Source organism: Lysinibacillus sp. F12, assembly GCF_057773605.1.
This window is the reverse complement of sequence record NZ_JBYMLP010000001.1, coordinates 1,084,911-1,101,504: the sequence shown is the minus strand read 5'-3', so window position 1 is coordinate 1,101,504 and position 16,594 is coordinate 1,084,911. Positions and strand designations below refer to the sequence as shown.

The following is a 16,594-nucleotide window of genomic DNA, read 5'->3' as shown; positions in this document are numbered from 1 at the left end:
GGGGAGAACTATTGCTTCTTAGGCTACTTGCTAGCTTGAAAAAATTTTGGAGTAAGTTTCGTAGTCGTGAAACGTACTATATAGGGGGAAATGATTCATTGCCAGTGCCACTAAGTCGAGAAGAAGAAGTTACAGTCATTGCATCCTTTATGAAAGGTGATTTACGAGCTAGAGACACACTAATTGAACGTAATTTACGTCTTGTTGTTTATATTGCTAGACGTTTTGACAATACGGGAACGCCAATCGAAGATTTAATCAGCATTGGTTCTATCGGATTAATAAAGGCAATTGAAACGTTCAATACAGATAAAAATATTAAGCTTGCAACATACGCATCTCGATGCATTGAAAATGAAATTTTAATGCATTTACGAAAAACAAGTCGTATGAAGGGTGAAGTATCATTAGACGAACCTTTAAACTCTGATGCAGATGGAAATGAATTATTACTGTCAGATATTTTAGGTACGGAAGAGCACATTATTCTTGATAATGTGGAGAAAAAAATTGAACGGCAGCATATGTTCCATGCCATAAATTTATTAGGTGCACGTGAACGATATATTATGGAATGCCGTTTTGGTCTCAATGGAAAAGTAGAAATGACGCAAAAAGAAGTAGCAGATCATTTAGGGATATCACAATCATATATTTCCCGTTTAGAAAAGAAAATTATTCAAGATTTACGTGAAAATTTAAATCAGCCAATTTCTTAGAAAGGGAAAATTATCCTACCTAAAATTGGTCATAGCTTTTGTGCATATTCTTGTTTCTCTCGGACAAACTGATGTCACGGTTTAGTCAGAGAATAACATCCGGAGGAATCGAATATGCGAACAAAAGTAGATCTTTGCGGCTTAGATACATCGACTTTGCCAATTTTAAAGCACGAAGAAATGAAGGAGCTCTTCATTCGTTTACAAGCCGGTGAAACTGAAATCAGAGAAGAGCTTGTCATGTGCAATTTAAGGTTAGTGCTAAGTATTGTTGGTAGATTTGCCTATAGAGGTGAACAGGCAGATGATTTATTTCAAGTAGGCTGTATTGGCCTCATGAAAGCCATTGATCATTTTGATTTAAAGCATAATGTAAGATTTTCAACATATGCTGTCCCAATGATCATTGGTGAAATTCGTCGCCATCTGCGTGATCATCATGCATTACGAGTATCTCGTTCTTTAAGGGATATTGCCTATAAGGCAATGCAGGCAAAAGAACAGTGGATAACCGAAAATTTGCGCGAACCAACGATTGAAGAAATTGCTGACATGATTGACATGAAAAAAGAAGATGTTTTATTTGCTTTAGATGCTATTCAAGACCCAATGTCATTACAAGAGCCCATTTATTCAGATGGTGGGGACGCTGTTTATATGATGGACCAATTACGTGATGATGATGTATCAGAAGATCAATGGGTTGCCTACGTGTCGGTAAAGGAAAGCTTGCAGAAACTAGATGAACGTCAGCAAATGATCGTGGCAAAACGATTTTATTATGGAGAGACACAAACTGAAATCGCTAAGGAATTAGGGATTTCACAAGCACAAATTTCACGTCTTGAAAAGAATGCAATTGAAACAATGCAAAAAGATTACAAATAAAAAATGCGCATCGAATTATTCGGTGCGCATTTTATCTTCATTCAATGAACAGTTGATACATAAATATAAAGAGACAGCAAAGTTTGGTGATAGAGAAAAATAATTTAGGTGAAAGAGTACTGGATAGAGGAGGTTATTTATTGCGGTTCTCAATGTTACAGCAAAAGGAAGTAATTGAAGCAGGAAATGGACGATTTATAGGATTTGTGGTAGATGCTGAAGTATCGAAAGAAACGGGCTATGTAACAGCATTTTTAATTGCTGAGCCCCGAAAATATCTTGGTTTTTTTAAAGGAGAAGAATCTGTAAGAAAAGTGTATATGAAAGATGTGCTTGTTGTTGGCAAGGATGTCATTCTAGTCAAGGCACTTTCCTAAATAGCTGACATAGGTCAGGCTATTCATTGATAAATCAAGCATTGCTTGTTACAATAAGAGAAACTAATGTTGTAAAGTTGGGAAAAACAGTGACAAAAATCTTAGCAAATTTAAACAAATTAAATGATTTAATAGCAGCAGCAGAAACAAGAGTCAATCGCGAAGCCAATAATGTCCAAATAATAGCTGTGACGAAAGAGGTTTCTGTAGAAAGAACGCAAGAAGCTATCGAAGCTGGATTGACTCATTTAGGAGAAAACCGACCGGAAGGCTTAAATCGTAAAATATCTGCGATTCAAGCTGATGTCAATTGGCATTATATAGGGTCCCTACAAACACGTAAAGTAAAACAAGTGATTAACAGCATTGATTTTTTACATTCATTAGATCGTTTGAGTTTGGCAGAAGAAATTGAGAAAAGAGCAGTAAAGCCCGTTAAATGTTTTATCCAAGTAAACGTTTCTGGGGAAGAATCAAAACATGGTTTAAGCATGGAAGAAGTATTACCTTTTGTAGAATCATTGAGAAGCTTTACAAAAGTCCAAGTTGTCGGTTTAATGACCATGGCACCAAACACAGAAGACGAAGCACTTATTCGTTCTGTATTTAAGCAATTAAAACAATGTCAACAGCAAATAGCCGAGCAAGGATTCGCACACGCACCTTGTACCGAGTTATCAATGGGCATGTCTAATGACTTTGAAATTGCGGTAGAGGAAGGGGCTACTTTTGTTCGAGTCGGAACGGCTCTTGTTGGAAATGAAAGAGGGGAACAGGATGAGCATGAAAAATAAAATTAAAAACTTCTTTTACCTTGAAGAAGAACTAGAAGAAGAAATCACGCAAGCTCCTATTCAGCAGCAACAACCCGTACAACAACAGCAACCGATTCATTCAGTAAAGCCTAAAAAAACAATTAAAGAACGTAAGGCATCGATCCATGAAATTGTGCCGCAAAGTACAGCTACTCCTAATAATATTGTTAGCTTGCAAGCTGCGATGAGTTCCAAGGGAGCAAAAGTTGTCTTAATAGAGCCTAGAGTCTATGCAGAAGCACAAGATATCGCGGAACATTTAAAAAATAAACGTGCAGCTATCGTCAATTTACAACGTATTGAACGAGAGCAAGGTAAACGCATTATTGATTTTTTAAGTGGCACAGTCTATGCCCTTGCAGGGGATATTCAACGTATCGGGAAAGATATTTTCCTTTGCACTCCAGATAATGTAGAAGTAACTGGTGAAATTACAAACTTTATTTTAGACGATAATTAATAGCGAGGATTGTAGTTTATATGACTTTTTTTATAATACTTGGTTATGTATCTTTAGCATTTAGGATTTATTCGTTTATGCTAATTGCATATATCTTAATGTCTTGGGTGCCTGCCGCTCAAAATTCAGCCATTGGACGAATGCTTGAAAAAGTGTGTGAGCCTTATTTGGGGATATTCCGAAAGTTTATCCCTCCGCTTGGTATGATTGATATTTCACCAATTGTGGCGATCTTTATGCTGAATTTTATTGAAAGAGGACTTGTTATAGTCATTCAGAAAATATTTCTTATGTTCGTATAGATATAAAATCCTCACGTTTTAGTGGGGGTTTTTTATTTATATGGAGTATAGAAAAAACGTAACAAAGAAATGTTGCCCTAAAGCTTTAAGCAGATGTCACAAATTTTAAAGGGTCCATTTAGAGTGAACTAGAAAAAATTTGATGCAATGATGTCAAAGTACCAATGATTGGGAATACTATGGTTATCTAATTATTGAAGCAAATAGGGACGATGAAAGAGGAGACAACAAGATGGAGCACTTGATTCAGCATTTTCGGAAAGATGAGCAACCTTTTATTGAACAGGTAATAAGCTGGCAGCGGGAGGTAGAGGATCGCTATGCACCTAAGCTGACTGATTTTCTTGATCCAAGACAGCGCTTTATAGTGACATCTATTATTGGACAGGATGACTCAATGAATACATTATGTGCAGGGCTATTTAATGAAGCAGAGAGACAACGTATGCTCATTTATCCAGCCTACTATGAGCCTACAGAGAAGGACTTTCAACTGACAGCTTTTACACTTCAGTATCCCGTTAAATTTGTACAATTACGCCATCCAGATGTTTTAGGAGCCTTATTATCATTAGGGTTAAATCGTAGTAAGTTCGGTGATATTCGCGTTAATGACCATCAGATTCAATTTGTCGTTGCACAGGAAGTGGCTGAATATGTGCGTCTACATTTAACTGGCATTGGTAAAGTAAAGGTACATGTTGAATCTCTTAAAGAACAGGAGCCTCTCCTTATCAATGAAGAGGAATGGTTAGAGGAATCTTACACAGTTACCTCCATGCGACTAGACGTTATTATTGCAACAGTTTTGAAAGTGTCTCGTCAAAAGGCACAAGCTTTAATTACAGGTAAAAAAGTGCGTGTAAATTGGACAGAGCGTGATGCCGTTGCTTTTGAATTACAAGAAGGGGATATTCTATCGATAAGAGGAAGCGGTCGTATGAAAATAATTATGACAGAAGGCCGTACAAAAAAAGATAAAATCCGTCTACAAGTCGGTCGATTGGCCCAAAAAAGCTAAAAGAAAAGTAAATTTCATTAATTTATACTGCTAAGTTGTCGGAAGAATTGTATAATAGGAAATACGAATGTACACGAAAAGGAGAGAAGGATTGTATGCCATTATCACCTATTGATATACATAATAAGGAGTTTACAAAAGCTTTCAGAGGCTATGCTGAAGATGAAGTAAATGAATTTTTAGATCAAATCATTAAAGATTATGAAATTTTGTTGCGTGAAAAAAAAGAGGTTGATAAGCAACTAGAAATGGCCTTAGAACAAGCGAGGCATTTTAGCACTTTAGAAGAGACCTTACAGAAGTCTATTGTTGTTGCGCAAGAAGCAGCAGATGAAGTGCGAAGAAATTCTCAAAAAGAGGCAAAGCTTATTGTCAAAGAGGCAGAGAAAAATGCTGATCGAATCGTTAATGATGCTTTAACGAAAGCGCGTAAGGTAACGATTGAAATTGATGAGCTTAAAAAACAGTCAAAAGTTTTCCGTAATCGTTTCAAGATGCTAGTCGAAGCTCAGCTCGATTTATTAAATGCGGATGATTGGGATCATTTACTTCAGTATGATATCGATTTAACAGAGATTCAAGCATCTGTAGATGAAGCGCAAGAATCAGAAGATATGTAGCTTTACTTTTCATTGAGATGATCAAATTTAAATGAAACTTGACGCGATTGTTTGAATTTCATATACTTTGTAATAGTAATTATTTTGTACAGACATATGCATAGAAGCAGAGACGAAGACAGTATTTGTTAGGCGTGGTGAAGCGATTTGGGGATAGTGGAAGCCCAAACAAGCAACTAACAATGAATATCACTTCCGAGCTAAATAACTGAAAAAAGTAAGTTATTTCGTGGTGCACGACGTTAATGTGCTTGAAAGAGGTAGTGCAGCCTAATGGATTGTGCTACAAGTAGGGTGGTACCGCGAGTAGAAGCTTCTCGTCCCTTAGTGGGATGAGGGCTTTTTTTATTTGTCCGCGAATCGTTTCAGATAAGTAAGCCTATAACTGTCGTAAGAGAATAGTGTCGATATGCTTTATGTAAATTAAAGGAGGATTTTTTATGGTTGAATACAAAGATACGTTATTAATGCCAAAAACGGATTTCCCAATGCGTGGAAATTTACCAGCAAATGAGCCGAAAATGCAAGAAAAATGGAATGAAATGGATATTAATAAATTGCAGATGGAGCGTACAGAAGGACGTCCTGAATATGTACTTCATGATGGCCCTCCGTATGCAAATGGTGATATTCATATTGGGCATGCATTGAATAAAGTATTAAAGGATATGATTACCCGTCATCGTTCAATGACTGGCTACCATGTTAATTATATTCCTGGTTGGGATACGCATGGTCTACCTATTGAACAAGCATTGACAAATAAAGGTGTTAAACGTAAAGAAATGTCAGTAGCAGCTTTCCGTCAACTTTGTGAAGAATATGCATATGAGCAAATTGACAATCAACGAAATCAATTCCGTCGTTTAGGTATCCGTGGTAATTGGGAAAACCCTTATATTACATTGAAACCTGAGTTTGAAGCTCGCCAAATTGAAGTATTCGGAAAGATGGCGGAAAAAGGGTATATCTATAAAGGCTTAAAACCAGTATATTGGTCTCCGTCTTCTGAATCTGCTCTTGCTGAAGCAGAAATTGAATATAAAGATATTAAATCGCCTTCTATTTATGTAAGCTTTGCTATTAAAGATGCAAAAGGTGTTGTACCAGCAGATGCTAAATTTGTTATTTGGACAACAACTCCTTGGACATTACCAGCAAACTTAGGGATTTCTTTAAATCCTGAGTTTATGTATGTTGTCGTTGCAGTAGCTAATAAAAAATTCATCATTGCAAAAGATTTATTAGAAACTGTGGCAACTGCACTTGAATGGGAAGCGTATGAGGTTATTCAAGAAGTGAAGGGTGAAGTATTAGATCGTATTGTCGCTCAACATCCTTTCTATGATCGTGATTCACTTGTAATGGTAGGCGAGCATGTTACTGCTGACGCAGGTACTGGCTGTGTTCACACAGCTCCTGGACACGGGGAAGACGATTATCATATTAGTAAGCAATATGGTTTAGACATTCTGAGCCCGCTTGATAATAGTGGCTGCTATACGGATGAAGCACCTGGGTTTGAGGGCGTCTTTTATAATGATGCCAATAAACTAGTAACAGAAAAGCTAAAAGAAGTAGATGCATTAGAAAGTCTTGGGTTTATTTCACACTCATACCCACATGATTGGCGTACAAAAAAACCAGTTATTTATCGTGCCACACCGCAATGGTTTGCGTCTGTTGAAGCGTTCCGCGGGGAGCTCTTAGAGGCTGTTAAAGCAACTGCATTTACACCAGCTTGGGGAGAAACACGTCTTTACAATATGATTCGTGACCGAGGAGATTGGGTAATTTCTCGTCAACGTGCTTGGGGTGTACCAATTCCAATTTTCTACGCTGAAAATGGGGAGCCAATTATTACACCTGAAACAATTAGCCATATTTCAGCACTATTCCGTGAGCATGGCTCAAATATTTGGTTCAAAAAAACAGCAAAAGAATTATTACCGGAAGGCTTTACACATCCAGGTAGTCCGAACGGTGAATTTACAAAAGAAAATGATATTATGGACGTATGGTTCGACTCAGGTTCTTCACACCAAGGTGTACTTGTAGAACGTGGCATGAAGTACCCTGCTGATTTATATTTAGAAGGCTCAGACCAACACCGTGGATGGTTTAACTCTTCTCTTATTACATCAGTAGCTATTAACGGTTTTGCACCATATAAAGGACTTTTAACACATGGTTTCGTTCTTGATGGAGAAGGTCGTAAAATGAGTAAATCCTTAGGGAATGTCATCATTCCGCAAAAAGTAATGGATCAATATGGAGCAGATATTCTTCGTCTATGGGTTGCTTCTGTAGACTATACTGCTGACGTGCGAATTTCTATGGATATGTTGAAGCAAGTATCAGAAGTATATCGTAAAATTCGTAACACTTTCCGTTTCCTACATGGCAATATTGCTGATTTCGATCCAACAAAAGACCGTGTAGCCTATGCAGAGCTTCGTGAAATGGATCAATATGTATATATGCGTTTACAGGATGTTTTAAAAACTGTTCGTACTGCATATGATCGTTATGATTTCGCTGCTGTATATCATGTTGTGAATAATTTTGTAGCAGTGGAACTATCTTCATTCTATTTAGATATTGCAAAAGATGTTGTTTACATTGAAGGTTCTGACAATAAAGATCGACGTGCTATGCAAACAGTTATTTATGATACGTTGATGACTTTAGTTAAAATTATGACACCAATTATCCCTCATACTACAGATGAAATGTGGTCATACTTACATGCTCAAGGTACTGTAGAGGAAGCTTCTGTTCAATTAACGGATTTCCCAGAGGAAGATGTACAAGCGAATTTTGAAAATCTTCGTGCAAAATGGGAAAAAATCATTGATGTACGTGATGATATTTTAAAAGCATTAGAAGAGGCTCGTAATGCTAAAACGATTGGTAAATCTCTTGAAGCAAAAGTAACAGTATATGCAAAAGAAGATGTTGTGGCATTATTGAACGATGCGAACATTGACTTTGCACAACTATCTATCGTTTCTGCTTTTGAGGTAGCTACAATCGAAGAAGTACCAGCAGATGCTTTGGTACTTGAACATGTATCCATTGTTGTTGAGAAGGCCACAGGTGAGAAGTGCGAACGTTGCTGGTCTATTTCAGAAACAGTTGGTGCGAATGCGGCACATCCTACAGTATGTGCTCGCTGTGCAGAAGTAGTAGAAAAATATTACGCATAAGTGGAATCAGTGAATAATAAGAATCTGCATTCTATGTAGCTTATAAGCAAGTCTCCTTTAGGGGGCTTGCTTTTTTCATGTGGTTTTTGCAGATTCTTGAAAAACTACATCCTACTTAAACAAAATTTCCTTCGTATTGCGGTAGTCTGTTGGCGATATTCCAACATATTTTTTAAAGGTTAGACTGTAATAATTCGGTGTATTAAACCCACAGGTGGAGGAAATTTTTTCGACCGTATAATCAAACTTTCGTAAAAAGGGTAAAGTCTTGATAATACGTGTAAAGGCAACATAGTCAACAAAATTACGACCCGTTTCTTTTTTAAATAGCCTGCTAAAATGTGTTGGGCTAAAGCTTATATATTTCGCAACTTCACTTATAGAAAGCTGTTCGTCAAAATGCTCTTCTATAAATTGAATAGCTTTTTGAAGCTGTGGATGCTTCGTTAAATCTTCATAATATCGTATATGAATGTTATCAATAGGCGGTTTTCTACGAGCTTTTCGTGCCTGACTATAGGATTCCTTCACTTGCATAGCATCCTGAAATACACCTCCAACCCCCATAAAAAGATGGATACAATGGTCCTTTTTTAGTGTTTCGATGACCTCTAATAAACATGCTTTGCCCTCTGGCCAATGTTTGAATGAGTTATAGTCATTAGGAATTCGCAAAAGAAGAAGCAAATAGCGTTCAAAATGTAAAAAGGACAACGGCGCTTTATCTGCAAATTTCTGTTGAATAACAGTTGTAATGAGGCTACTTGCATCTTGTGGATGAGCTTTTTTTTCATTGACATCGATATAGCCCTGTATTAAGAACACCATATTAGGGATACAGTTAGGCGATAAAAAGGATGCAGATTGAATGATTTCCTGTTCATTATCAATCTCACCGCGTATAAGACGTTTTAAAAATGCTTCTCGAAATGGAGAAGTTTGGTTATGGGATATTTGTTGTGTCAGTTCAAGCATGGTAAGTGTACTAGCCTTTTCTTCCAGATAGGCAGTGTGTAACTTTTTTACAATACGTAAAAATTTTGATTTTTGTAATGGTTTAATGAGAAGTGCAGGTAAAACTAATTCAATTGCTATACCAGTCGAGTAGGTGAGGTGTTCTGTAACAATTGGGACAATTATACTATTAGGATAATTTCTTTTTAGTCGCTTAATCTTAACCCAATCAAATAACCGATTGACTTCATAGACAATAATAGTGTCATCTTCTGGTTTAGGCTCTTTACACTCCATTAAAGCGTTTGGTAAAACTTCTTCTAACCAATCTCTCATTTGTTGCTTATCCAATGAGCTTTCCATAAACCATACCACCTTTAAAATGCTACCAGCCTCCTAAGAATAAAATTGATAGAAATATTTTAACTTAAAATAGCATTTTTTTGTACTAATACAGCAATATTTTATATCTATATTGAAGTTGAAATAGAATAGAATAATTGTAGTGAATAATAATTTGAAATTTCAGATAATTATTTGCTGAAATAAAAAGGGGGAGTTGGCTATGGCAGAAGTCGGGAGTCATGATTACGAATATGTGGAGGCAGGCACCATTGATGTAAAGGATCTTCCACCTCTAGATGCGGCGACAAATAAAATTATGAAAGATGAATTTACAACAGGTTTAGGCTTATCGGTATTTTATTTTATATTGATTTTTAGTATCCCAGTTATGAATTGGTTTGCACCGGAATTTGCCTTTAAGAAAATGTGGGGTGGAATGACGGTAACCTGGTTTGTGACAACAGTTGTGATGATGGCAATGGCATTTATTATCGCTTATGTGCATACTTCCATGTACGAAAAGCGCCTAAAAAAATATGATCTAGCCAATAAGTAGTTGAAATAAGGGGGATAAGTGAATGATAGAAGCTCTTTTAGAACCAAAGATGTTAATGACCATTGCATTAATGGGAACGATTGTATACATTACGTATTTAACAAAAAGAAATGCAACAGCATCGGATTTCTTTGTAGGAGGAAGAAGCTTTGGGTGGTTTACAAATGGTTCTGCAATTGGCGGGGATTATTTAAGTGCAGCCACATTCCTTGGGATTGCAGGCTTAACATTTCAACTAGGATATGATGGGGCTTATTACGCTTTTTGTTTCTCCATTGGTTTAACCTTATTAGCTATTTTCGTAGCGGGTCCTTTGAGACGATTTGGTGCATTTACGGTAGCAGATTTTTTGGGGTATCGTTTTCATAGTAAACGTGCACGACTAGTAGCAGTCGCGGTAGTATTAGCCATTTCAGGCTTTTATGCGGCTCCACAACTATTAGGTGCTGCTCAAATTTTAAGTATGTTTTTTGGCACTTCCTATGAATTTGGCATTATCTTTACATGTGTAGTCATGATTTTTTATGTAGGTATTGGTGGAATGAAAGGAACAACCATTAACCAAGCCTTGGAGCTATGGATTCGTCTTGGTGCATTTATTGTCATGTTAGTAGCAGCGGTATATAGTGGTTTGCATTACGATAAAATTCTTGCAGCTATTAATTCCTTTAGCGGTCCTATTTCAGGCACATCCCCATATGCTTTAGATGGGAATGAAGTTAATTTTGATGGTGCTGCTTGGACAGGGACAGGCTTTTATTTCCCAACATTTTGGCAAACGATTAGCATGACGATTGGTTTAGCTTTAGGAACCATTGGACTCCCTCATATTTTATTGCGCTTTTATACGAATCCAAGTGCAAAAGCAGCACGAAAATCTGCCCTGATGGCTATAGGAATTGCTAGTACATTCTTTTTTTTAGCCGTTTATTTAGGAGTTGTTGGTCGTTCCATTTTCATTTCGGGAACAGCTAGTGAAGAGGTTATGCGTGATCTTGTACTTGGCGGAAACAATATGGTGATACCAACTACAGCGTTAGCTCTAGGTGGTAAATGGTTGCTGGGCTTAGTTATTGCGGGGGCATTTGCAGCTATTTTCTCTAATCTTTCAGGTCTTTTTATTACAAGCTCTGGGGCACTCGCTCATGATTTATATGCGAACATTATGAAAAAAGACATTACGCAAAAACAGCGTGTCATTGCTGGAAAAGTAGCTATCGTACTATTAGGTATTTTATATGGGGCACTTGGGCTCCTTGTTAAGGATGCATCTATCGGTCATTTAGTGGCGCTCGCCTTTACAGTAGCAGCAAGTACATTTACGCCAATATTTATTTTAGGGATTTGGTGGAGAGGCATGACAGAGAAAGGAGCCATTGCAGGATTACTTATTGGACTTGGCGTATCTATGTGGATGATTTTTTTACCAGGAACTTTACCGAGTTTCTTACAGTTTAAAATTCCAGGAATTGTAACGGTTCCTGTAGGCTTCTTATCCGTTATTATTGTGTCACTATTAGATCGAAAGGTACCTGCTGATGTCAATGAATTTATGAAGCGAGTCCATTCAAAAGAATCTGAAACAGTATAAGACAATAAATTTGGCTATTTCTATTGCTCGAAAAGTGATAGAGATAGCTTTTTTGTATTTTCAATACATTTGGAATCGCCATATTTTTGATGTGATATTAGTTATTGTGAATGGTGCTGATATGGTAGAATAGGTTAGATGTTGAGCGAACGGAGGAATGTTTGTGTATAAATATTATGGATTGGCTGCCTTTGTCGTATTATTGGATCAATGGACAAAGTGGTTGATTGTGAAAAATATGGAGTATGGTGAACGTATTGCTGTAGTAGATCCATGGTTTGGCATTTTATCACATCGTAATAGAGGTGCAGCATGGGGGATGCTAGAAGGGCAAATGTGGCTGTTTAGCATCGTGACAATTGCCGTTATCTGTGCCATTGTCTATTTTTATCATAAAGAAGCGAAAGGGAAGCCAATTTTTCAAGTGGGCTTAATGCTATTACTTGGTGGAGCAATAGGGAACTTTATCGATCGTTTATTTAGAGGAGAAGTGGTTGATTTTGTAGATGTTTTAATTCCGATTATTCAGTATGATTTCCCAATTTTTAATGTGGCAGATGCTGCGTTGACCATTGCTGTTGTTATACTAATGATTGGCTTGATTAGGGAAGATAAAAAAGAGAAGAAACAGGTGAAACAATGACGGAAGTAACATATACAATCGAAGAACAACAGCAAGGAGAGCGCATTGATAAAGCACTTTCAAGCTTACAATCTGAATGGTCGCGCACACAGATTGGGAACTGGATTAGTGACGGAAATATCAAGGTAAATGGCGATGCTGTGAAAGCAAAATATAAGGTAAAAGCGGGGGACGTTATTGCTATTGATGTACCAGAAGCTGAACCACTTGATGTAATCGCAGAAAACCTAGCACTTGATATTGTTTATGAGGATGCTGATGTTCTTGTTGTGAATAAACCAAAGGGTATGGTCGTTCATCCAGCACCAGGGCATATGACAGGCACGCTAGTAAATGGGTTGATGTATCAATGTAAAGATTTATCGGGTATCAACGGGATTATGCGTCCAGGTATAGTCCATCGTATCGATAAAGATACATCAGGCTTATTAATGGTTGCCAAAAACGATGTAGCCCATGAATCGTTAGTGGATCAGTTAGTCAATAAAACTGTTACTCGTAAATATATTGCTCTTGTACATGGGCATATTGCACATGATAAAGGGACTATTGATGCGCCAATCGGTCGTGATCAGAAAGACCGTCAGAAGCAGGCTATTGTCGATAATGGTAAACATGCTGTTACGCATTTTCATGTGGTAGAGCGCTTTGGTGATTATACGCTTGTAGAATGTCGTCTAGAAACAGGACGAACACATCAAATTCGTGTGCATATGAATTATATCGGTTTCCCGCTTGTTGGGGATCCAAAGTATGGACCGAAAAAGACAATTGATTTTGGTGGACAAGTTCTTCATGCAGCAACGCTAGGCTTCAATCATCCTTCTTCAGGTGAATACTTAGAGTTTGAAACGCCACTTCCTGCTGATTATGAGCAATTATTAAATGAATTACGAAATAGGCATTGACGTATACGCAAAGAAAGTCTATACTAACGACAGTGAATGAACAAACTAATTAAATATTCACCTTTAATAGCAGTCCAGAGAGGCTGAGAAGGGACATGTGATAGTGTTGCAAAAAATTTGTGCTGCAAATTTTTTTCGACATGCTTTTTAAACACGTATACAACCCTCTCAGGCTATTCGCCTCGAGAGGTTTTTTTATGGACACATGCTCACAATAGATTGTAGAGAGGGGGAAACGAATTTGGCTCAAAATGAATTGTTAGATGGCCCATCAATGGCACGAGCATTAACACGTATTGCTCATGAAATTATTGAACGCAACAAAGGAATCGATGAATGTATTTTAGTTGGCATTAAAACACGAGGTGCTTTTCTAGCCAAACGCTTAGCACAACGAATTGAAAAAATCGAAGGTAAACCAATTCGTACTGGGGAGCTTGATATTACACTTTACCGGGATGATTTAACAACGAAACATGAAAATGAACAAGCACATGTTGAGCAAGTTGACATTGAGCATGAAGTGAAAAATCAAAAGATTATTTTAGTCGATGATGTTCTTTATACAGGACGAACAGTTCGTGCAGCACTAGACGCTATCATGGATTTAGGAAGACCTGCTCAAATTCAATTAGCTGTTCTAGTTGATAGAGGACATCGAGAGTTACCAATCAGAGCAGACTACGTGGGGAAAAATGTTCCGACTTCTGGCTCTGAGCGCATCATTGTCAATTTACAAGATGTAGATGGAGAAGATGGCGTTATTATTTATAAAGAAGACGAACAATAAAGTGAGGAAATAAAATGTCAAATGCAGTATTAGATATTAAGGATAAGCCAACCCCACTTCAGCTAGTGACATTAAGCTTCCAGCATATGTTTGCCATGTTTGGGTCAACAATCTTAGTGCCACAGTTAGTAGGTCTTAGCCCTGCAATTGCCCTTTTAACAAGTGGGATTGCAACAATATTCTTCCTATTAATTACAAAATTTCAGGTACCCGCTTACTTAGGCTCCTCCTTTGCCTTTATTGCTCCAATATTACTGGCGGCAGGTGGTTTGAATGAGGATGGCTCCAGTGTAAACCCTGGAAATGCCATGATTGGCGCAATGGCTGTCGGAATCACGTACGGAATCGTATCTTTAATCATTTGGAAAAGTGGTTATAAGTGGATAATGAAAATTTTGCCACCGATTGTAGTAGGACCAGTAATTATGGTTATTGGACTTGGACTATCGGGTACGGCCGTGAATATGGCGATGAATGTTAACGGGGAATATAGCTTTTTACATTTCTCTGCCGCTTTAGTCACAGTCTTTACAGCAATTATCTTCACGATTTTCTTTAAAGGAATTTTAAGTACAATGCCAATTTTGATGGGCTTAATCGTAGGTTATATTTACTCCATGATTGTCGACATTGTAGATTATACACCGATTGCCAACGCAAAATTCTTTGCTATGCCGGACTTCTTGCTACCAGGTGTACATTATGAATTTGAAATCACAACAAAAATTCTACTTGTCATGGTACCAATCGTGATTGTAACGATTTCTGAACATATTGGTCATCAGCTTGTATTAGGGAAAGTAGTTAACCGTGATTACATTAAAGAACCTGGTTTACACCGTTCCCTACTAGGTGATGGACTTGGCACATTCGTAAGTGCATTAATCGGTGGTCCACCTAAAACAACTTACGGTGAGAATATTGGTGTTCTAGCAATTACTCGTGTTTATAGTGTGTACGTTATAGCAGGTGCTGCAATAGTAGCCATATTACTATCATTCTTCGGGAAAGCAATGGCAGTGATTGCAACTATTCCAACCGCAGTATTAGGTGGAGTGTCCATCTTGCTCTTCGGTATTATCGCAGCTAGTGGTTTACGTATGCTTGTAGATAATCATATTGATTTTGGAAATAGTCGTAATCTAGTGATTGCCTCAGTGATTTTAGTCATCGGGATTGGCGGTGCAAAGTTCGTCATTTCAGAATCATTGAGTATTGAAGGAATGGCACTAGCTGCCATCATCGGTGTCCTATTGAATGCCATATTACCAGGTAAGAAGGAAGCCGAAAAACCCGTACCATACAATCAAAATAAAAATTCATAGTAGTACCTTTTAATGAATTGTCCAGAGAGGCAAAAAAAGGGAAGTTGTGGATAGGCTAAAGTAAGGATGATTCCCTGCTGTAGTTTGTCACGCCTCCTTATGCCTCGTTGATGACATCAACGGGGCTTTTACTTTATGAAAAGAACGTCATACATAGACGTTCATGACACACAACCTTATGGGGGTCACATGATGAAGAACTTATTATCGATGGAACATTTAACAACAGAAGAGATTCACCACATCCTAGATCTTGCGCAAGCTTTTGAAAATGGTGAAACATCATCGTTATCTCGGACATACAACGTTGCCAACTTATTTTTTGAACCAAGTACACGGACAAAATCAAGCTTCGAAATGGCTGAGCATAAAATTGGCTGTCATATCATTCCTTTCGATGCGGGATTTTCGAGTGTTACTAAAGGGGAGACCATGTACGATACGGTCAAAACTTTAGAAATGATAGGTTTAGATGCAGTCATTATTCGAGCATCAGAGGATGAATATTATAATGAGCTACTAAATGGTATTAATGTAGCAATCATCAATGCAGGGGACGGTGCAGGACAGCATCCATCCCAATCATTATTGGATCTATATACAATAAAAAAAGAGTTTGGGTATTTTGAAGGGCTCAATATTACGATAGTTGGAGATATCTCACATAGTCGAGTAGCAAAATCAAACGCCCATGCATTGCAACGTTTAGGGGCAAAAGTGCACTTCCTTTGTCCAGAAGAATGGGCAGGAGGATTTGAAGCGCATCATTCTTGGGATGATCTAATCGAAATTAGCGATGTCATTATGCTATTACGTGTGCAACATGAACGTCATAAAGTAAATAAAAGCTTTTCGAAAGAAGGCTACCATCAAGAATACGGCTTAACAATAGAACGAGAAAAGCTAATGAAAGAATCAGCTATTATTATGCATCCAGCACCAGTGAATCGTGATGTAGAAATTGCTTCTGAGCTTGTAGAGTGTGGACGCTCTCGAATTTTCGAGCAGGTGCGAAATGGAGTCTATACACGGATGGCAATTGTGGAAACAATTTTAAAGGGGAGAGAATAA

17 protein-coding genes and 1 other annotated feature are annotated in these 16,594 nt (G+C 37.7%); of the genes, 16 read left to right on the top strand and 1 reads right to left on the bottom strand.

Translation table 11 applies throughout. The features are described 5' to 3' along the window. The first annotated feature begins 11 nt into the window (after positions 1-11). The 9 genes from sigE to ileS all read left to right on the top strand — a co-directional run bounded on the left by sigE (position 12) and on the right by ileS (position 8,411). A complete protein-coding gene (gene sigE / locus AC3CH7_RS05575; RefSeq protein ID WP_025113851.1) occupies positions 12-719 on the top strand; it encodes an RNA polymerase sporulation sigma factor SigE in 708 nt (235 codons plus the stop codon). Between the two features lie 114 nt (positions 720-833). Beyond that, complete coding sequence (gene sigG, locus AC3CH7_RS05570; protein ID WP_012293168.1) at positions 834-1,607, top strand: RNA polymerase sporulation sigma factor SigG; 774 nt, start codon at positions 834-836, stop codon at positions 1,605-1,607. Positions 1,608-1,747: 140 nt separating this feature from the next. After that, entirely contained in the window at positions 1,748-1,984 is a 237-nt protein-coding gene (locus tag AC3CH7_RS05565; RefSeq protein WP_031418925.1) for a PRC-barrel domain-containing protein, read from the top strand. A gap of 89 nt (positions 1,985-2,073) precedes the next feature. Then, complete coding sequence (locus AC3CH7_RS05560) at positions 2,074-2,778, top strand: YggS family pyridoxal phosphate-dependent enzyme (RefSeq protein ID WP_031418926.1); 705 nt, start codon at positions 2,074-2,076, stop codon at positions 2,776-2,778. Next, positions 2,762-3,259, top strand: coding sequence for a cell division protein SepF (locus AC3CH7_RS05555; protein WP_031418927.1), 498 nt, complete (start codon positions 2,762-2,764; stop codon positions 3,257-3,259). Before AC3CH7_RS05560 ends, AC3CH7_RS05555 begins: the two co-directional genes overlap by 17 nt. A 20-nt stretch (positions 3,260-3,279) precedes the next feature. After that, positions 3,280-3,561: a YggT family protein gene (locus tag AC3CH7_RS05550; RefSeq protein WP_025113856.1), complete on the top strand. Its 282-nt coding sequence runs from the start codon at positions 3,280-3,282 to the stop codon at positions 3,559-3,561. A gap of 232 nt (positions 3,562-3,793) precedes the next feature. Then, positions 3,794-4,582 (top strand): YlmH family RNA-binding protein, encoded by a 789-nt coding sequence (locus AC3CH7_RS05545; RefSeq protein WP_012293172.1) that lies wholly within the window; start codon positions 3,794-3,796, stop codon positions 4,580-4,582. 95 nt (positions 4,583-4,677) lie between these two features. Next, the gene (locus AC3CH7_RS05540) at positions 4,678-5,202 is read left to right on the top strand and encodes a DivIVA domain-containing protein (protein WP_012293173.1); all 525 of its coding nucleotides are present in this window, start codon (positions 4,678-4,680) and stop codon (positions 5,200-5,202) included. Between the two features lie 100 nt (positions 5,203-5,302). Further along, positions 5,303-5,530, top strand: a binding site (T-box leader). Positions 5,531-5,642: 112 nt separating this feature from the next. After that, positions 5,643-8,411: an isoleucine--tRNA ligase gene (gene ileS, locus AC3CH7_RS05535; RefSeq protein ID WP_012293174.1), complete on the top strand. Its 2,769-nt coding sequence runs from the start codon at positions 5,643-5,645 to the stop codon at positions 8,409-8,411. Between the two features lie 111 nt (positions 8,412-8,522). Here ileS and AC3CH7_RS05530 read toward each other — a convergent pair whose 3' ends face one another. Beyond that, entirely contained in the window at positions 8,523-9,728 is a 1,206-nt protein-coding gene (locus tag AC3CH7_RS05530) for an AraC family transcriptional regulator (protein ID WP_031418928.1), read from the bottom strand. Positions 9,729-9,930: 202 nt separating this feature from the next. Here AC3CH7_RS05530 and AC3CH7_RS05525 point away from each other — a divergent pair, with 202 nt between their 5' ends. The 7 genes from AC3CH7_RS05525 to AC3CH7_RS05495 all read left to right on the top strand — a co-directional run bounded on the left by AC3CH7_RS05525 (position 9,931) and on the right by AC3CH7_RS05495 (position 16,594). Continuing rightward, the gene (locus AC3CH7_RS05525; RefSeq protein WP_012293176.1) at positions 9,931-10,266 is read left to right on the top strand and encodes a hypothetical protein; all 336 of its coding nucleotides are present in this window, start codon (positions 9,931-9,933) and stop codon (positions 10,264-10,266) included. A gap of 22 nt (positions 10,267-10,288) precedes the next feature. Further along, complete coding sequence (locus AC3CH7_RS05520; RefSeq protein WP_012293177.1) at positions 10,289-11,857, top strand: sodium/solute symporter; 1,569 nt, start codon at positions 10,289-10,291, stop codon at positions 11,855-11,857. Positions 11,858-12,020: 163 nt separating this feature from the next. After that, complete coding sequence (gene lspA, locus AC3CH7_RS05515) at positions 12,021-12,500, top strand: signal peptidase II (RefSeq protein WP_080695172.1); 480 nt, start codon at positions 12,021-12,023, stop codon at positions 12,498-12,500. Then, the gene (locus AC3CH7_RS05510) at positions 12,497-13,408 is read left to right on the top strand and encodes an RluA family pseudouridine synthase (protein ID WP_012293181.1); all 912 of its coding nucleotides are present in this window, start codon (positions 12,497-12,499) and stop codon (positions 13,406-13,408) included. Before lspA ends, AC3CH7_RS05510 begins: the two co-directional genes overlap by 4 nt. Before the next feature lie 241 nt (positions 13,409-13,649). Next, positions 13,650-14,198 carry a bifunctional pyr operon transcriptional regulator/uracil phosphoribosyltransferase PyrR gene (gene pyrR / locus AC3CH7_RS05505; RefSeq protein WP_031418931.1) on the top strand — a complete coding sequence of 183 codons (549 nt, stop codon included), beginning with the start codon at positions 13,650-13,652 and terminating at the stop codon, positions 14,196-14,198. 14 nt (positions 14,199-14,212) lie between these two features. Continuing rightward, complete coding sequence (locus tag AC3CH7_RS05500) at positions 14,213-15,523, top strand: uracil-xanthine permease family protein (RefSeq protein ID WP_031418932.1); 1,311 nt, start codon at positions 14,213-14,215, stop codon at positions 15,521-15,523. A gap of 192 nt (positions 15,524-15,715) precedes the next feature. Continuing rightward, positions 15,716-16,594, top strand: a complete 879-nt coding sequence (locus tag AC3CH7_RS05495; RefSeq protein WP_036160943.1) for an aspartate carbamoyltransferase catalytic subunit — start codon at positions 15,716-15,718, stop codon at positions 16,592-16,594.